The organism is Bacterioplanoides sp., assembly GCF_965226395.1.
Taxonomy (GTDB): domain Bacteria; phylum Pseudomonadota; class Gammaproteobacteria; order Pseudomonadales; family Oceanobacteraceae; genus Bacterioplanoides.
The window spans coordinates 776,751-794,358 of record NZ_OZ245358.1 but is presented as its reverse complement, the minus strand read 5'-3'; the positions used below and the strand labels follow the sequence as shown (position 1 = coordinate 794,358).

The 17,608-nt window shown below is 50.9% G+C and carries 16 protein-coding genes and 1 pseudogene; 8 read left to right on the top strand and 9 right to left on the bottom strand.

Annotated elements, in window-relative coordinates:
- Positions 1–3: 3 nt before the first annotated feature.
- The 4 genes from rsmA to ACO05E_RS03640 are packed head-to-tail and all read right to left on the bottom strand — an operon-like array spanning position 4 to position 5,693.
- Entirely contained in the window at positions 4–855 is an 852-nt protein-coding gene (rsmA, locus tag ACO05E_RS03655) for a 16S rRNA (adenine(1518)-N(6)/adenine(1519)-N(6))-dimethyltransferase RsmA (protein ID WP_419811638.1), read from the bottom strand.
- Positions 852–1,889, bottom strand: coding sequence for a 4-hydroxythreonine-4-phosphate dehydrogenase PdxA (gene pdxA, locus ACO05E_RS03650; protein WP_419811637.1), 1,038 nt, complete (start codon positions 1,887–1,889; stop codon positions 852–854). Before pdxA ends, rsmA begins: the two co-directional genes overlap by 4 nt.
- Complete coding sequence (locus ACO05E_RS03645; protein WP_419811636.1) at positions 1,886–3,172, bottom strand: peptidylprolyl isomerase; 1,287 nt, start codon at positions 3,170–3,172, stop codon at positions 1,886–1,888. The genes pdxA and ACO05E_RS03645 overlap by 4 nt, the downstream gene beginning before the upstream one ends.
- The gene (locus ACO05E_RS03640; protein ID WP_419811635.1) at positions 3,162–5,693 is read right to left on the bottom strand and encodes an LPS-assembly protein LptD; all 2,532 of its coding nucleotides are present in this window, start codon (positions 5,691–5,693) and stop codon (positions 3,162–3,164) included. The genes ACO05E_RS03645 and ACO05E_RS03640 overlap by 11 nt, the downstream gene beginning before the upstream one ends.
- Positions 5,694–5,813: 120 nt before the next feature.
- Between ACO05E_RS03640 and ACO05E_RS03635 the strand changes: the two genes are divergently transcribed.
- From ACO05E_RS03635 to djlA, 3 genes are read left to right on the top strand one after another with little or no spacing between them, the layout of a single operon-like run.
- A complete protein-coding gene (locus ACO05E_RS03635; protein ID WP_419811634.1) occupies positions 5,814–6,881 on the top strand; it encodes an aminoglycoside phosphotransferase family protein in 1,068 nt (355 codons plus the stop codon).
- Complete coding sequence (gene murU, locus ACO05E_RS03630) at positions 6,878–7,585, top strand: N-acetylmuramate alpha-1-phosphate uridylyltransferase MurU (RefSeq protein ID WP_419811633.1); 708 nt, start codon at positions 6,878–6,880, stop codon at positions 7,583–7,585. Before ACO05E_RS03635 ends, murU begins: the two co-directional genes overlap by 4 nt.
- A gap of 23 nt (positions 7,586–7,608) precedes the next feature.
- The gene (djlA, locus tag ACO05E_RS03625; RefSeq protein ID WP_419811632.1) at positions 7,609–8,439 is read left to right on the top strand and encodes a co-chaperone DjlA; all 831 of its coding nucleotides are present in this window, start codon (positions 7,609–7,611) and stop codon (positions 8,437–8,439) included.
- 16 nt (positions 8,440–8,455) lie between these two features.
- Here the strand turns inward: djlA and ACO05E_RS03620 are convergent, their stop codons facing one another.
- The 4 genes and pseudogenes from ACO05E_RS03620 to trhA all read right to left on the bottom strand — a co-directional run bounded on the left by ACO05E_RS03620 (position 8,456) and on the right by trhA (position 10,380).
- Positions 8,456–8,710, bottom strand: coding sequence for a BrnA antitoxin family protein (locus tag ACO05E_RS03620; protein WP_419811631.1), 255 nt, complete (start codon positions 8,708–8,710; stop codon positions 8,456–8,458).
- Positions 8,694–8,876, bottom strand: a pseudogene (locus tag ACO05E_RS03615) (BrnT family toxin); the annotation flags it as partial. The pseudogene ACO05E_RS03615 and the gene ACO05E_RS03620, both read right to left, overlap by 17 nt.
- Positions 8,877–9,286: 410 nt before the next feature.
- Positions 9,287–9,727 carry an alternative ribosome rescue aminoacyl-tRNA hydrolase ArfB gene (arfB, locus tag ACO05E_RS03610; protein WP_419811630.1) on the bottom strand — a complete coding sequence of 147 codons (441 nt, stop codon included), beginning with the start codon at positions 9,725–9,727 and terminating at the stop codon, positions 9,287–9,289.
- A complete protein-coding gene (gene trhA, locus ACO05E_RS03605) occupies positions 9,724–10,380 on the bottom strand; it encodes a PAQR family membrane homeostasis protein TrhA (protein ID WP_419811629.1) in 657 nt (218 codons plus the stop codon). The genes arfB and trhA overlap by 4 nt, the downstream gene beginning before the upstream one ends.
- A 100-nt stretch (positions 10,381–10,480) precedes the next feature.
- Here trhA and ACO05E_RS03600 point away from each other — a divergent pair, with 100 nt between their 5' ends.
- Positions 10,481–10,780 (top strand): GIY-YIG nuclease family protein, encoded by a 300-nt coding sequence (locus tag ACO05E_RS03600; RefSeq protein WP_419811628.1) that lies wholly within the window; start codon positions 10,481–10,483, stop codon positions 10,778–10,780.
- A 21-nt stretch (positions 10,781–10,801) separates the two neighbouring features.
- Here ACO05E_RS03600 and ACO05E_RS03595 read toward each other — a convergent pair whose 3' ends face one another.
- Complete coding sequence (locus tag ACO05E_RS03595) at positions 10,802–11,530, bottom strand: substrate-binding periplasmic protein (RefSeq protein WP_419811627.1); 729 nt, start codon at positions 11,528–11,530, stop codon at positions 10,802–10,804.
- Between the two features lie 125 nt (positions 11,531–11,655).
- Here ACO05E_RS03595 and ACO05E_RS03590 point away from each other — a divergent pair, with 125 nt between their 5' ends.
- The 4 genes from ACO05E_RS03590 (at position 11,656) to gspD (ending at position 17,594) form a co-directional block, all read left to right on the top strand.
- On the top strand, positions 11,656–13,764 hold the full coding sequence (locus tag ACO05E_RS03590; protein ID WP_419811626.1) for a neutral/alkaline non-lysosomal ceramidase N-terminal domain-containing protein: 2,109 nt from the start codon (positions 11,656–11,658) through the stop codon (positions 13,762–13,764).
- 249 nt (positions 13,765–14,013) lie between these two features.
- Positions 14,014–14,775, top strand: a complete 762-nt coding sequence (gene gspN, locus ACO05E_RS03585) for a type II secretion system protein N (RefSeq protein ID WP_419811625.1) — start codon at positions 14,014–14,016, stop codon at positions 14,773–14,775.
- Positions 14,776–14,805: 30 nt separating this feature from the next.
- Positions 14,806–15,696, top strand: a complete 891-nt coding sequence (locus ACO05E_RS03580) for a type II secretion system protein N (protein WP_419811624.1) — start codon at positions 14,806–14,808, stop codon at positions 15,694–15,696.
- A 5-nt stretch (positions 15,697–15,701) separates the two neighbouring features.
- On the top strand, positions 15,702–17,594 hold the full coding sequence (gspD, locus tag ACO05E_RS03575; RefSeq protein ID WP_419811623.1) for a type II secretion system secretin GspD: 1,893 nt from the start codon (positions 15,702–15,704) through the stop codon (positions 17,592–17,594).
- The last annotated feature ends 14 nt before the right edge of the window (positions 17,595–17,608 follow it).

Sequence of the window (17,608 nt, the reverse complement as noted above, 5' to 3'; positions counted from 1 at the left end):
TGATTATTGGTCGTCAGCTTCATGTTGCTGCTTATCGTATACCGCGTCGGCAATGCTGACGTAGTCCTGCAGCGTCAGGCGCTCCGGACGCAGGCTGGTATCCAGTCCCAGTGCTTCAATCTCATCGGCGCTGAGTAATTTTTTCAGGGTATTACGGATGGTTTTACGGCGCATGCTGAAAGCTTCGCGTACCACCCGTTGTAATACCTTAGTATCTTTCGCCGGATACGGCAGCTCATCGTAAGGTACCAGCCGGACAATAGCCGAATCCACTTTGGGCGGCGGATTAAACGAGCCGGGGCCAACAATAAACAACGGCTCTACTTTGCAGTAATACTGCGCCATGATGCCGAGGCGGCCATAATCAGAAGTACCGGGCCCGGCAGCCAGACGATCGACCACTTCTTTCTGCAACATAAAGTGCATGTCTTTCACCATGGCATGGTGACTCAGAAAGTGGAAAATCAGCGGCGTGGAAATGTTGTAAGGCAGGTTGCCAACAATCCGCAGTTGTTGCTCGTCGTTATCAAGCAGCTGGCGGAAATCAAACTTCAGCGCATCGCCTTCGTAGATATTAAAATCCGGGTAGTTAAAAAACTTGGTGCGCAGGATCGGAATCAGGTCGCGGTCGAGTTCAACCACGTTCAGGCGACCACTGGCTTCCAGCAGGGGCTCAGTGATGGCCCCCATGCCCGGGCCAATCTCCACCAGACAATCTTCCGGCTTAGGATTAATCGAGCGTACAATTTTGTCGATCACGTAGTGATCGTGCAGAAAGTTCTGACCAAAGCGTTTACGTGCCTTATGGCCGTGCTGATTCGGGTTTAACGAACGGGAGTCGGAGGTATTGCTCATACATTGTGTGCCATTTGGCTGGCAACTTCGATCGCAGTCAGCAGGCTACCGGCATCAGCGTTACCACTGCCTGCCAGATCGAGTGCTGTACCATGATCAACCGAAGTGCGGATAATCGGAAGTCCAAGAGTAATATTAGCGGCCCGTCCGAATCCGTGGAATTTTAATACCGGTAATCCCTGGTCGTGATACATCGCCAGGGTGGCATCCGCCTGTTCTAATAACTTGGGTGTATATAAGGTGTCTGCGGGTAGCGGGCCAATCAGTTGCAGGCCCTCATCGCGCAGCCCTGCCAGTGTTGGGTTAATCACATCCAGCTCTTCACGGCCTAAATGCCCATCTTCACCGGCGTGTGGATTAAGCCCGGCAACCAGAATGCGCGGTTGTGGTAAACCAAAAAAGGTTTGTAAATCGTGATGCAGAATACGACTGACGCGCTGAATACGTTCGGGAGTAATGGCATCCGCCACGTCACGCAACGGCAGGTGAGTGGTGACCAAAGCGACTTTTAAGTCGCTGGTGGCCAGCATCATCACCACTTCGGTGACACCACAATAATCGCGGAAGTACTCTGTATGGCCGGTAAAAGCTGTGTGCCCGGTAACATCAGAGGCCTTGATCACCGGATCATCAAACTCCGGGTTGGCTGCTAAAGCATCATTGATCACCCCTTTGTGTACTGGCGCGGTAACGATGCCGTGCCAGCGTTTATCGAGGCAACCCTGAGCGGCAATACGCAGGGTTTCCAGCACATACAAACCATTTGTGGTGTCGAGCACACCGGCCGTTGCCTGAGCACGTAAACTGACCGGGTACACCCATAGCTGGCCAGGTTTAGCGGCTTGCAGTGGACTGCGATCATCAAAGATCAGAATCTCAAGCGCCAGCCCCAGCTGCTGAGCCCGTTGCTGCAGCAGTTGTGGATCGGCAATCACAATCAGTTGTCGTTGATTATGTGGTTGCTGAGCCAGTTGAATGCACAAATCCGGGCCAATGCCGGCCGGTTCACCGGCGGTAATTGCCAGCCGGATCATTCATCGCCCTTGATATCAACATACGCTTCGGAACGGATTTTACGCAGCCAGATCGGCAGTTCTTCCTCAAAGCGACGGCTGTATAACAGCTGGCGTACCTGATCGCGTTGTTTCTCTGCACCAATATCCGTTTCTTTGCGGCCTTCAACCTGAAGAACATGCCAACCAAAGCGACTCTCAAACGGCTCGCTTAATTCGCCAGGTTGAGTGGCCGCCATGGTTTTATCAAAGGCTGGCACCATATCGCCTGGGTTTACCCAACCCAGGTCGCCACCGCTGGCACCACTGCCGGGGTCATCACTGAATTCACGTGCCAGGGTTTCAAAGTCTTCACCGTTTTGCAGGCGCTTATAGATGCGCTCAATCAGTGCTTTGGTTTTTGCCGCGCTACGCAGTTCGTTCGGCTGCACCAGAATATGACGTACTTTGGTCTGGGTGATCATTTGTGTCGTGCCACCGCGTTTTTCGGTCACGGTGACAATATGGTAACCACTGGCGCTTTTGATTGGGTTGGATACTTCACCAACCTGCAACTCAGGAATCACATCGGCAAAGATACCCGGTAACTGCGCTTCTTTGCGCCAGCCCAGATCACCCCCTTTTAATGCATTACGACCGTTCGACTGAGCAATCGCCGTTTGCTGGAAGTCGGCACCGCTGCGCAGGTTGGCGACAATACCATGGGCCTGCTTTTCGGCTTTTTGTAAATCCCCCGGGCTGGCCTGAGACGGTACGGCAATCAGAATATGGCCAATACGGTATTCTGCCGCTGAGGCCAGTTTGCCCAGATCGGAGGCGAGAAAATAATCGACATCCTGATCGGTGATCTGAATTCGCTCACCAACCTGAAAACGCTGTACCCGACTGACGCGCATTTCATTACGGATCTGATCACGGGCGAGGGTGAAAGACACACCTTCACTTTCCATCGCCTGGCGGAATTCACTGAGTGACATCTGGTTCTGGGAGGCAATACGGCGAATGGCGTTATTCAGCTCGGTGTCGGCAATACGGATACCACCGCGATCGGCCATCTGCAGCTGAATGCTTTCCAGAATCATACGTTCCAGTACCTGAGTGCGTAACACTGTGGCCGCCGGTAACTGTGCTCCGCGGTTCTGACGTTTTACTTCGCCAATACGCAGCTGTAATTCACTGTCCATCAGGATGTCGTCATCAACAACGGCCACCACATGGTCAATGGATACCGGGGCTGCCTGCGCTGCGCCGGATAACAGGCCGAAGCTGAATAACCCGGCAGAAAGAATAGATTTAATAGTCATGATAGTTTCGTCGTGAGTAACCGGTTACTGCATCCTCAATCAGGGCATCGGAGCCACCGCCTAAGGTGGTCAGGCCTTTTAACTGGATGCTGAGTATAAAGCCATAGCGTTTGTCTGTACTGAATTCTTCGCGATCATTATCCGAGGAAGTCGATTCGCGGTATAACATCTGGAAACGCCAGCAGCAGTTCTGATACTCAAAACCAGCTAATGATTCCAGTACGTTGCTGACCGGGCGAGCTTCATCGCTGTCGTAGGAGCGTAAATCGCGCAACTGGCGGCCAACGATGCCCCAACTCTGGTTAAGCGCCCAGAAAAAGCCCCAGTCCAGCTGTTTGGTTGTAATATCAAAGCGGTCGTCCGTTTCGTTGTACTCCTGCACCGTATTGGTGGCGATATTCAACATACGATTCTGCTGGGTTTCAAAGCGCAAACCGTAACGACGCTGTTTGGCGTAGTCTTCGTAGGGGTCCCATTCCAGCGTGTGGTACAGAGACAGCTGTTCGCTTGGGTTCCACTCCACTTCGCCCAGTGTACTGGAAGTTGCCTGAGTGCTCTCCTGATCCAGCTCGGCCAGCCCCGCCGCGCTGCCTGCCAGCTGTACCCGGCGATCTTCGTTGTAATAAATACGACCGATACTGGCGCGGAATTGTTCCAGACCATCATCCCGTATAAAACGTGAGGTCAGGCCTACACTGACCTGATCCAGATCGGCCAGACGGTCACCACCACTGAAGCGATCACCGGTAAACAGGGTGGCATAGGTCACGGTGCGCTCGGCGGTATCAAAGTTAGGAATAAATTCCTGCCCCGCCAGATATGGGCTTTTCACCCAGAATACCCGTGGTTCCAGCGTTTGTTGGTAGTCGCTGTTAAACCATTCAAAATCACGGTCAAAATACAGACCGGCATCCAAACTATAACGACCAATACCATGGGCGGAGTTCAGCTCAATATTGTCATTGGCTTCAACCGTTTCGTCGGCATCCAGCAGTTCATAGTTGCGGTAACGATATTCCGCCTTAGGCGTTACAAAGCCAAATGGCCATTCCATCGGGTAAGACAAGGCGGTTTCGGATAACAGGCGACGTCCGTTCAGGGCATCAAAGCCGGATAACTCCTGATCAACAAAGTCGATTTCTTCTTCGTCTTTACGGCTGAATTGGGTGTACTGCAGTTGTTGCTCTAATTGCCAGTCATTCAGCACGGTGGGCTGATAACTCAGATCCAGTTCCGGCAAACGGCGATAAGGACGGTCTCTCAGAGCAATGCTGTCATCAATGGTCTGGAAGCTTTCTGCTAATACATCAAAATGCCAGTTGCCCTGATCAAAGAATATTTCGCCGCTGCTGGGTAGGTGAGTGGCGCGGTTGACCGGCCCGGTAGGGTTAGTGTCATTAAAGTAGTCGCTGTCGCTGACTTTATTAAACTGCCAGCGGTGTTGCCAGTGTTGGGAAATCCGGCCTGCCTGGGTGTAATTAATCAGGAAGCGCTCATCGGATTCTTTTTGGTTGGTGGCATCTTCCGGCAGCTCATTGTTGAAGTCGTCGTACTCCTGCTGCTGTAAATCATCTTCCCCCAGATAACCGAGGTTTAATTCACCGTCGCCGAATAACCGGGTTTTATGACGCAGCTGACCTTCCCAGGCCAGGCCACGATCAAGAATATGATGCGGAGTAATCGTGGCATCCAGATTCGGCGCAATATTCAGGTAAAATGGCAGCTGAATATCTTCCGCCTGTAGCTGACCGTTAACCGCAATTTGAGGGTCTAAAAAACCGGTGGTGCGCTGATCGCCCACCGGAAAACGGTAATACGGCAGGTACATTACCGGCACATCGGCTACCCGTAGGCGAGCATTCCAGGCGGTGCCAACTCCGCTATTCTGATCGATCTCTAATTCAGACGCGGCAATATCCCAGTCATTGCTTTGTGGCTCGCAGAAGGTCAGGGTGGCGTTTTCTAATTTAAAACGGCCGTCGCCCGGGCTGCTTAATGTCTCGGCACTGCCACGTAAATGACGCTGGGGTACTGCATATTCAGTGGTCGAAAAGGTCATTACTCCGTCGGCAGCCAGTTCGGCTTTTTCACCGTGCAGGGTTAGCAGTGGGCTGCGCAATTTTACGTCACCGCTGAAAAAGCCCGATTCCGTGGCCGGAAACCAACTGGCGTGCTGGCCGGTTAAAATACGATTGTGCTGTTTAAACTCGACATCACCCGAGAATTGGGTGTCACCGTTTTTCTCTCGCGTTGAGCTGTCAGCTTCCACTTCAATCCGCTCATCGGATAACGCCGGAATCTCAGACAGTCGATAGCTGCCGGAGCAAAACTCAGGTGTTGCGGCTAGTTCGTCTTCAGTCAGCAACGATTTGGGATACCAGTTCAGATAACCCGGTTGGCTGGACGCAGCTTGCTGGGCCTGAGCGGTATGGCTGGCGACAAGGCTGATGGACAAGGTAAATACCGGGGTGATAAGACCAAATTTTCTGGCAGATCGGAATTTTTTGATAAGTGTTGTCATAGTGGCTGTGAAGCGCCTGTCCATTTGGTTATCTGTGTTACATTACGGCTGTTAATCCGGACGCCCGCCATTATGACATGGGGCGGCCAATTCTAGAACGACTAACTCTGAGAGGCCAGCATGGATCAGCGTCGGGATGAACTCGCGCACTGGGCTGTGGATATCATCCAACAGCAGACTGAACTGAATGTGAATCCACAACCACAGGTAGTATCCGGCGATGCCAGCTTTCGTCGCTATTTTCGTCTGCTACACACCGATGACCAAGGGCATGAGCAGCGCTGGATTCTGGTGGATGCCCCCGCTGATAAAGAAGATAACCCGCGGTTTGTGCGCATCGCACAGGCCTGGCACCAACATCAGGTGGCGGTACCTCAGGTACTGGCGCATGATTTTGAGCGGGGTTTTATGTTGCTGGAAGATTTTGGTGATGAACTGTTGTGGCCAGCGCTACACGCAGACCGCAACGACTTGACCACCGCAACACAACTCTACAGTCAATCTATTGATCAGCTGTTAGCCATTCAGGCGCTGCCAACTTCAGACTTACCGGCTTACGACCAGGCATTGCTCGATCAGGAGATGAGCTTGTTTATTGATTGGTTGTGTACGCAAAAGTTACAGCTGACGCTGGCTCCGCAGGAACTGACCATGTTGCACCAGACCTTTGCTTTGCTGCGTGATCAGGCGCTGGCTCAGCCTCAAGTAGTCGTGCATCGTGATTTTCATTCCCGCAACCTGATGATTAAAGCCGACCAGACATTAGGTGTGATTGATTTTCAGGATGCCGTAGTGGGAGCGGCGAGTTACGATCTGGTATCGCTGTTACGGGATTGTTATGTGCGTTGGCCGGATGCATTGGTGCAGGAATTAGCAAAACAATATTGGCAAAAGGCACAGGCGGCCGGTATTTACCCGCATAATTGGGCACGCTTCAAACAAGATTTTGACTGGATGGGACTGCAACGTCATTTAAAAGCCGCTGGGATTTTTGCCCGGCTACATCTGCGCGATGGTAAAGACGGTTACCTGAATGATATTCCCAATACCTGCCGTTATTTACTGGAGGTAAGTGCTGACTATCCACAACTGGCCGCTTTCCATCAGTGGTTGCAGCAATCCTTTATGCCCGCGTTAGAACAACACTTTGCCGCTCATGCGGTAGACGCCAATGGAGTGACAGCATGAAGGCCATGATTCTGGCTGCCGGGCGGGGCACACGTATGGCACCGCTAACCGATCACTGCCCGAAGCCATTGCTTAAGCTGGTGGGCAAACCGCTGATTCAGCACCATATTGAGAAGCTGGTGGCGGCTGGTATTCGCGATATCGTGATTAATCATGCCTATCTCGGCCAGATGATTGAACAAGAGCTGGGGGATGGTCATAAGCTGGGTTGCTCGATTCGTTACTCCGCCGAAACTGAAGCACTGGAAACCGCGGGTGGCATTGTGCAGGCATTACCCTTGTTAATGAGCGAAGGCACTGATCCTTTTTTATTAATTAACGGCGATGTCTGGAGCAACTGGGATTATGCCCAGGCCTTTGCAAAATCTGATCAAATTCAACAAAGCCAGATGGCAGGCTGGTTAGGGCTGACCGATAATCCAGCGCATAACCCTAATGGCGATTTTGAATTAACCAACTCTGGCATTTTAGGGCCACAGGCTGTGCATCAAGGGGTTACTTTCTCCGGCATCAGTGTGTTGTCGCCAGCTTTGTTTGTAGGGGTTGAGCCGGGAGTACGGCCATTAGCACCGTTATTACGTCAGGCCATGGCACGACAGCAGATTATTGGTGAACCTTTAAACGCAGACTGGGTCGATGTAGGAACCCCTGAGCGTTTACAGGCTTTAGAGCAACAGTTGCAGACATCAGCGGCAGACGCATAACACTCGCTATGACAGGACAAGGCATGAACTTTTTTATCGGCAAACTGGTGGGCGGTGCGTTTGGTTTATTAACCGGCGGCCCGTTTGGCCTGTTAATTGGAGCGTTTGCCGGCCATTTATTTGATCAGAGCTTCGGCCGTTTGTTGCTGGGTAATGATGCGGCGGCGGATATTAATGCCTCGGTGCTGAATCCGAACAATGGTCAGAAATCGGTACAGCAGGTGTTTTTCCGTACTACCTTCCGGGTTATGGGCAAGCTGGCCAAAGTGGATGGCCGTGTCAGCGAATCTGAAATTGCTGCCGCTACCTACATCATGGATCAGATGGGGTTATCCGGTCGTCAGCGCCAGCAAGCCATTGCCTATTTCAGCGAAGGTAAACAAACAGATTTTGAACTGGGGCCTGATCTGGCTTCACTGAAACGAGCCATCAGTCAGCGGGCGTCATTGGCGCAGATGTTTCTCGAAATTCAGCTGAGTGTGGCTTATGCCGATGGCGAATTATCGGTGGCCGAGCGTAAGCTGTTCAGCCAGTTATGTGTCCAACTTGGGATCAATGCGTTTCAGTTTGAATGGATTCATGGCCGGGTCAAAGCCGCGGTATCCGGGCAGCGCAGCCGCGGGCAGAAGAGTGCGCAACAACAGCTGGCCAATGCGTACGCGGTATTAGGTGTTGAGCCATCGGTATCGGATGCCGAACTAAAGAAGACTTATCGTAAACTGATGAGCCAGCATCATCCGGATAAACTGCTGGCCAAAGGTCTGCCGGAAGCCATGATGAAGCTGGCAAAGGAAAAGACTCAGGAAATTCAAACCGCCTACGACCTGATTAAAAAACATCGTGGGCGCGGATAAAGTGCTGCGCAAGCCGTCAAGCCTGATGGCTTTTAACGTATTCTTTTAAAACATCATCAATTCGTGTCTGCCAGCCTTTACCACCCGCCTGAAAGAACTCAATTACATCCGGTGATAAACGCAAGGTTTTCTGTACTTTGGTAATCTCGGATTTAGGGCGGCCGCGGGCTTTGAGTGCGGCGGCAGGCCCACGACGAGCATGAGCAAACATGTCGTCGCTCCATTCTGGGTTTTCAGCGTCGCTGATTGTTGAATCAATCTTGTTGTTCATAGCGGCGTACCTCTCGCTGATTGGCTTTTCGCAGACTGATAACTCGAATAACATCGCCACGCAGCGTATAAACCAGTGCGTATAATCTTCCTTGAATCCTGCCCAATGCAAAGTGGCGCAGTTCGCCATTAATCCGTTGATCCACTTCCAGCACATCAGAGAAATCAAAGTGTTTCTCTAGGGCCTGTTAACACTATTTCGATCACGCTGTCATGACTGAAAATCTTTCAATCAAGGCGCGAAGAATGATGTTTAACGGGTTAAATGAATGATGAGCAACACAGAGTGAGGGATTTTCAGTCATAACCCGAAGGGCTGGCGTCAGTTTTTCCCTGAGCTGTGTTATTCGTTGCTTATTTAACTCGTTAAACCACGCTCCTCATGCCTTACTCATGAAAAAACTGACTGCCAGCAGCAAAGATCTAAATAGTGTTAACAGGCCCTAGCTCAAAGCTGATGCCTCTTTGTTCAATATTGTGCTGATTTTTGTGGCTGTCGTATTCGATATCCATAATTTATTGTAACTACAATAAATAAGAGAACAAGTACTCTGACATGCGCCAGCCGGGCAGTGTGTTAATAATCCACCTTGCGGCGCATATTTTTGGTTTGCCCACGTTTCACCTTGCTGTCTACCCGGCGCTTTTGTGAGCCTTTGGTAGGTTTGGTGGCAATGCGTTTGCGTTCGGTTTTGGCGACCGAGCGAATCAGGCTTTGTAGCCGCTGCAACGCATCTTCGCGGTTCTTTTCCTGAGTACGGAACTGTTGGGCTTTGATAATAATGATGCCGTCTTTACTGAGGCGCTGGTCTTTTAATGCCAGTAAACGTTCACGATAAAACTCGGGTAAGCCGGAAGCGTGGACATCAAAGCGCAGATGAATGGCACTGGATACTTTATTCACATTCTGACCACCGGCTCCCTGAGCACGAATGGCGCTCAGTTCAATTTTGTACAGCGGCAGACAAACGTTGTGGCTGATGCAGAGTGCGTCATTATCGATCAGTGGCAGGCTCATATCGGAATATCCGCCATATAAAAGGCAAAGGCCCAGAAGTGGCAGAACACGCCGCCCATCACAAATAAGTGCCAGATTTCATGGAAGCCAAACCAGCGTGGCCAGGGGTCAGGCCACTTTAATGCATAGACGATGGCACCGATGGTGTAACTCAGGCCGCCGTAGACAATCCACCACTGGGCATTTTCCGGGATGGTTTCCATCGCTGGGCCAGCGGCAAACACCACCATCCAGCCCATCGCCAGATAAATCACGGTGGATAACCAGCGTGGCGCACTGAGCCAGACAAGTTTTAACACAATGCCCGCAACGGCCAGGCTCCAGACAACACTGAATAAAATCCAGCCGGTACTGCCATGCAGTGCGATCAGACAAACCGGGGTATAAGACCCGGCAATCATCAGGAAGATGGCCATATGGTCCAGTCGTTTCAGCCAGCGAATTACCTCCTCACTGGCATGCAGCAGATGATACAGCGCGCTGCTGGCAAACATCAGAAACATACAGGCACCAAAAATGGCGAACGACACCATATGCCAGGCATTGCCATACAAAGCCGCTTGTACGCTGAGAATACAGAGGGCCACAATGGCAAATACTGCCCCTGCCAGGTGGGTCAGACCACTTACGGGGTCGCGGAAAATATGATGCATAGAAGACTCGCAGGATTCAGCGGATAACGCTCAGGAGATAACAGCCAGGTCGTGTACCATACTGATTTTTCAGTGATGACAGTAGAGGAAAATTCAGCCAGTGGATGAAAAGCCAAAAGCCGTCTGGAGCGTCTATCTGATACGCATGGCCTCCGGAAGTTTGTATTGTGGTATCTCAACCGATGTGGAACGGCGTTTGGCCGAACACCAGGGCAGTGCTCGTGGAGCCCGTGCGCTGAAAGGAAAAGGGCCATTAACGCTGGTGTATCAACAGTTGATGGGTGATCGCAGTCAGGCGCTGAAAGCCGAATACCGGATTAAGCAGCTGCACAAGCGCGATAAAGAGAAGCTCGTGAGTGGGGCGATGTTGTTGTCTGATGTGGTGGATCTTGTTATCTGAAATAGAGGGTCTTTAAATGGATTAAAGATGCTTTGCCATAATGGCATCAATATCAATTTTCTTAAGCCCCTGGTTAAAAATATCAGCGATGTGCTGGCCTTCGGCTGTTTTTTTAAAGCAGATAAATAAATTTTTATACGCCAAAAGCTGTTTGTTGATGCGTGCCTTGTCGGATTTGTCGGCGAATATCGGATCACTGTTTAACAGGTATTCCATCACATTGGGATCAATCACAGCCAGATCAATACGACCATTAACCAGCTTAAGAAGGTTGCTGCGATCGCTCATTACAGCTTCGGTTGTTAAATCACCGGACTGAACTCGTTGATCAAATGCTTCAGTATTGACGTAGTCCTGCACAACACCAATGCGTTTGCCTTTTAAATCATCCAGCGTCTGCCAGTCTATTGGCTGGTCGGATCTCTCAACAAAACCCAGTGGGCCTGAGCCAATAGGGTCAGAGTAAATAAAGTATTGAGCAACTTCATCGGAGTAATACTCCGGAAAGTAACCGGCGTAGGTTGCATTCTGTCGGGCCTGAGCCACCGCACGGCTCCAGGGGAAAAAATCGACGGTCAGGGTATAACCCATCGCCGCAAACGCAGCTTTGGCAACGGCGATTGAGGCACCCTGTTCGGTTAATTGCTGGCCTGAGTAGGGTGGCCATTGTAACGATGTGAGGCGAACCTGCTTGTCGGCACAGGTAGCGCAGGCAATGAATAATAAGAAAATCATGGCAGCGATACGCATGTGCTCAACGCCCTGTTGATGATAGATATATTTATATATTAACGTAAATGACGGAAAAATCTTGCTGGATTGTGGTTTTTATTTTGTGGTACAAACGTGCAAAATAAAAACAATCAGGTCTCACCATGAAACATCTGCTGCCGTTGTTACTGCTTACGCTTCTCACTGCCTGTGCCTCGACCACGGATATTGTTATTTCTCAACCGGCCTCGGCTAAGCCCCCGGTTGCTGAGTCATTATCATTACAGCACAACGCAGTGGCGGCGGCCTGGGCGGTGTCGGTGGATATTACGCCACCACCTGGCATGCCAATGGGTGGTTACTCGGTGATGGCCAATAAAGGTATGGGATTTCGTACCCGGCTGAAAGCCCGGGTGATTTACCTGCAGGATAAAGATGGGGATGCCACGGCTCTGGTTCAGACCGATCTGGCAGGTAGCTCGTTACTGGTTCACCATCTGGTTACCGAACGAGTGGCAGCACAAACCGGCCTGGCGGCTAAAGACATTGTGATTACGGCTTCTCATAGCCATTCAGCTCCAGTGAATTTTTACGACAATGACTTCTATAACAAACATATGTCGAGTGGCCAGTGGCTGGAGCCTGAGTTTCTTGAGTTTGTTACTCAGCGCATCAGTGACGGTATTTTGCAGGCGTATCAGCAGCGCCGCCCGGCCAGAATTGCCACGGGTAAGCGCGATATCTACGGCTATAACCGCAATCGCTCACTGGATGCTTATGTGCTCAATGACAATGCCGGGGATATTGATCTGGAAGACCCCCAGGCAAAATTTAATGCCGTTAATCCAGCGCTTTATATGATTCGTATTGATGTCGCTGATGATGACGGACGTTTTTTACCACTGGCGGCGTTCTCAAGTTTCTCCGTTCATGCCACGGCTTTGTCCGTACCGGTGGAAGTCTACAATGCCGATTTGTTTGCTTATGCTCAGAAAGATCTGGAGTGGCAGATTGCCCAACAATATCAGACGCCCTGGCCGGTGGTGCATGGTTTAACCACCGGGACGCAGGGCGATATGGCGCCAGCCTTAGCAGAACATGGAGATAATACCTTTGCTCATCATCCGGTGAACTGGCAGGCGGCACGTCAGTTGGGGCAGGGCATTGGTAAAGAAGCCATTGCCTTATTCGATGCTCTGGCACCGCAATTAACTGCGGATATCGACCTGGCAAGCGCCGCCCGGGAAATCAATATCCGCGACAATAATCGCGTTGGTGAGGTGGAGCTATGCGACGAGGCAGCGGTAGGCAATCCGGTGGCTGGCGGGGCTTATGAACGCCGTACCCCCTGGTTGGCGGCCATTCCTTTTTTAAAAGGTGGCAATGTGATGTCACGCCGCTGGTGGCTGGATGAAGGGTGTCAGGGCAACAAACGTCATTTGGGCTTTTCATTCTTGCAGCCATTACTGGAGCCTAAAGACAGCTTTCCGGATACCGTGCTGTTCCAGATTATCAAAGTAAATGATATGGCTGTATTGCCGCTGCCGTATGAAGTCACTCAGGAAGCGGGTCGTCGTATGGCAGCGGCTGTTAGCGAGGTGTTCGCCAGCGCCGGGCAGCCGCTGAAGTACACCTGGGTCTCCAGTATTGCCAATGGCTATTTTGGTTACACCACCACTCATGAAGAATATCAGCGCCAGAATTATGAAGGTGGGCATACGTTATACGGGCAGTATTCAACGCCTTATATCACTGCGCAACTGAGTCGTTTAGCGAACGATTTTGTTGATCAGGGTGCCTTTCAGGAGCTATTGCCACAATGGCGCTATCAATTAAACGTTAATACTTTTCTGCCTGAGCAGGTCGATAGCACTGGCTCCCGGGCATGGCTGACCAGCACGGAGATAACGAGGGCAGTAGCGCCGGATGAAAACTACATTGCCATTGAGTGGCTGGACGTGGCGGCGGATAAAATTGCCTGGCATCAGCCTCTGGTTCACGTTGAAGTTGAGCAGCAAGGTCAGTGGCAGCCACTTGTGACCGGCGTTCATCCGATCAGCGATGACGGTTACGATATTGAAGTGCGCTGGCTGGATGATGCTGACCTGGGAATGGCCGAGTATCAGGCTCGCTGGTATAACTTCGGGCAACGTCAGGCGGCAAATAAGCGTTATCGGTTTGTGATTTCAGAGCGCCACGGTGCGCCCAAGCTTGTATCTGAGCCATTCGTTTTACCCGAAGACGCACGGGTTCAATCAACAGCTTCCTACTGAGCTGAGCGAGTAAAGTTGGGTAAAACAAATGTCTGAAAACGGATATTGCAGGCGTTTTACGGTTCTATTGGCTGGTTAGTGCAGATTCTCATCTGCCATTCATTGATGAGAATTGTTATTATTCATATGGCAGTTTTGTGACATTGTCTGAGCCAATGTTACCGGACTGTCATAATGACCCATTACACTTTGCGGCCCTGTTCAGTAGAATGACCCGCTGATAATTAAAACGGATAATCATAAGTCACCATGTTTAAGGCCATCTGGGCAGCCCGCTGGTATATGTTGTTGGGCTTCCTTGTCTTCGTTATCACCCTGCTTGCAACCACTCCTTTGCATTTTGTCTGGCAATACGCTGAACCACACGCCCGGGCATTACCGGTAAAAATTCAGCGGGTGTCGGGTACCTTATGGCATGGTCAGCTGCAGTTGCAGGCCCCTCAGGCCGGTTTGCTGGATGTGGACTGGAAACTGAACCCGTTAGCGCTACTCGCTGCCCGGGCTGATCTGTTATTAGATGTGCAAGGCAATGGAATTAACCTCAATACCCATGCTCTGGTGTCGCTGGATAAACAATTAACGCTGAGTGATACCCGTGGGGAACTTTCTTCGGCGTTATTGCAACCTATGTTGAGAAAAGGTCGCGCCAATTTATCCGGTGATTTTGAAATTTCCGGCCTTAATGCACAGATTGATTTAACCTCGCGCCAGATTCAGCAAGCCGAAGGACGAATTGTTTTCAGCGGTGGCGATGTCGGCTTCCCGGTGGATGGCAAACCGATTCAGTCGACACTGCCGTTGCTGGTGGGTGATCTGAAGCGTGAGCAGGAAAAAACGGTACTGGATATTAATACCGATGAAGGTCTGCCGATTGGCCAGGCGTTTCTGCAAGCGGATGGTTGGGGTGGTGTGGCCATCCGCCGTCGCTTTCTCGATATCTTAGGGCAGAAGTGGCCGGCCCAGGCCACAGAAGAAACGGTAATTTTTGAAGTGTCTCAGAAGATTCTATAACCTGAGCGCCTTTAACGGAGTAATACACACTTGGCAACTGCTGCGCAAACTGCCGCAACGGAATTATCGCTGGCCTCCTGGCAAAAGCTGGTTCTGGTGTTGGGCAAACTGACTTTTACCGTTCTGATCGCCATTCAGCTGGCGGCATTGGTATGGATGCTGGTTGCTCCTCAGCCGCTGTATCTGAAGGCACCATCACGTGGCGATGGCTCAGTGCAGCAATCAGGTATCCGTGGCACGGCTCAGTATCATTTGTTTGGTATCGCCAGTGAAGAGCCGGTTCAGGCGGTACAAAAAGAGGTTGATGCACCGGTCACACGCTTACGCTTGCGTTTGTTGGGTATTAATAAAGCCTCCATTGCGGAAAACTCCAGTGCCATTATTGCACCACAATCAGGCAGCGGTGATTTTTATAAAATTGGTGACAAAATTCAGGGCCGTACCAAACTGGCCGGTGTTTACGATGACAAAGTGGTACTGGATACCAATGGCAAACTGGAAACCCTGAAGTTTGATGAAAAAGCCCGGGCTGGTATTAACGCCAGATCGGTTGCTGCGCCTAAGCCTCGTGCTAACAAACGTTCCCGCGGTTCCATTCGTGAGCGTTTGGGTAAAATAAAATCGGCCGGTGAATTTATGGATCTGGCCAATCAGGAAATTGCCGATGATCCGGAAGCGGCATTAAATGAACTGGGCCTGCAGTCTGCCGGCTCAGGTCAGGGATATCGGGTACAACCAGGCTCGGTGTTAACCTCGTTGAAGCTGGTGCCGGGCGACATTGTGTTGTCGGTTAATGGCCAGCGACTGGGTGATATTGATGCTGATCGCGCGGTATTAGAGCAGGTAACCGGCTCTGGTAATGCACGTATTGAAGTGCAGCGCGGTAATAACCGTTTTGTGGTTAATCACAAATTAAATTAAAGGAAATGGGTGTGTTAAAGCGTTTTTCTATTGCAGTTCTTCTGCTGTTTACCATCTGGGGAGCCCAGGCGCAGGAAAACTGGCAGATTAATCTGAAAGATGCCGATATCGGTGCATTTATCAGTCAGGTGTCTGATATTACCGGTAAAAGCTTTGTCATCGACCCCCGGGTAAAAGGCAAGGTGAACGTGCTCAGCAGTGGCCCGGTTGATCAGGAAGGGGTATACGAGTTATTCCTGTCGGTGTTGCAGGTGCATGGCTATGCCGCGGTACCAGCTGGCGAAGTTGTGTTAGTGGTTCAGCAGAACGAAATTAAGCAACAGGGACGTGATATTGAAGCGGCGGTGAGCAAAGAAAGCCAGGAAATGCTCACCAAAGTCATCCCGATTAAAAATACACCGGCACTGGATTTAGTACCTATTCTGCGTCCGTTAGTGGCCAAATACGGTCATCTGGCTGGGGTGAAATCCGCCAACACCTTAATCATCTCTGACCACGCCACCAATATTCGCCGTATTGAACAAATCATTGAGCGACTGGATAAGTCCGGTGTGGAAGAGCTGGAAGTGATCCAGCTGCGCGAAGCCTGGGTGGGCAATGTGGTGACCATGCTGCAAAGCCTGGACCCGGCTAAAGTGGCTCAGGGTAATAACGCCAACGTCGGTAAAACCGCAGGCAGTATCCGTGTTGTAGCAGACGAGCGCAGCAACCGCCTGATTATTAAAGGTGAAAAAACCGCACGTGATCGTATTCGCAAACTGATTGCCGAACTGGATACACCGTCGTACTTCAGTGGCAGTGCTCAGGTACTGCGACTGCAATACGCCGATGCCACTAAGCTGGCTGAGTTGTTAAAAAGCCTGTTGTCCGAAGCGCCTGCGGGCGGATCTGAAGCCAATCAGGCAAAAGGCAAAGCCGGGATTCATGCCGATGAAGATCTGAACGCGCTGGTGGTTCGGGCTGAGCCATCACTGATGAAAGAGATTAAAGAGCTGGTAGCATCGCTGGATGTTCGTCGTGCTCAGGTACTGATTGAGTCGGCGATTGTCGAAGTGACTGGTGACGTGAATGACGCGTTAGGTGTGCAGTGGGCGATTGGTGATCTGGATAGCCCGGTCGGTGGTACTAACTTTGGTACCGCAGGCCCGAGTTTATCTTCCATTGCAGGTTCGATTGCATCCGGTAACCCGGCTGCCGCGATTGGTAACGGCCTGACATTAGGGGCTTATCAGGAAAAAGATGGTGACGCGCAATTTGGTGCGGTATTACAAGCGATTCAGAGTGATACCAACACCAACCTGTTATCGACGCCAAGCATCATGACTCTGGATAACCAGGAAGCGGAAATTATTGTTGGTCAGAACGTGCCGTTCCGTACCGGTTCAACGGCTTCCAGCAACAACGCCAACCCGTTTACGACCATCACCCGTGAAGACATTGGTGTGACATTAAAGGTTAAGCCACATATTCATGACGGTGAAGCCATTCGTCTGGAAGTTGAAGCCACGACGGAATCTGTCTCGACCACCAGTGTAGCAGGCAGCTCGGATTTAATTACCAATAAGCGCTCCATCAAAACCATGATCCTGTCGGAAAACGAAGAAACCATCGTACTGGGTGGTCTGATTCGTGACGATGTTCGTAAGATTGAAAGTAAAGTGCCACTGCTGGGTGATATTCCCTGGTTGGGTTGGTTATTCCGGGCAGAATCGACCGAGAAAGTAAAAAGTAATCTGATGATTTTCCTGAAGCCAACCATTGTGACGGAAGCGACCAAGGCACGTCAGCTGACCGAAGAACGGTTTGACGGTATCTGGGAATTTACTTTGTCGGATGAATTTGCCAACGAGAGTATTAATACTCGAATGGATAAGTTGTTCCGCGGAATCCGTCGTTGATTACAACGGTCTTT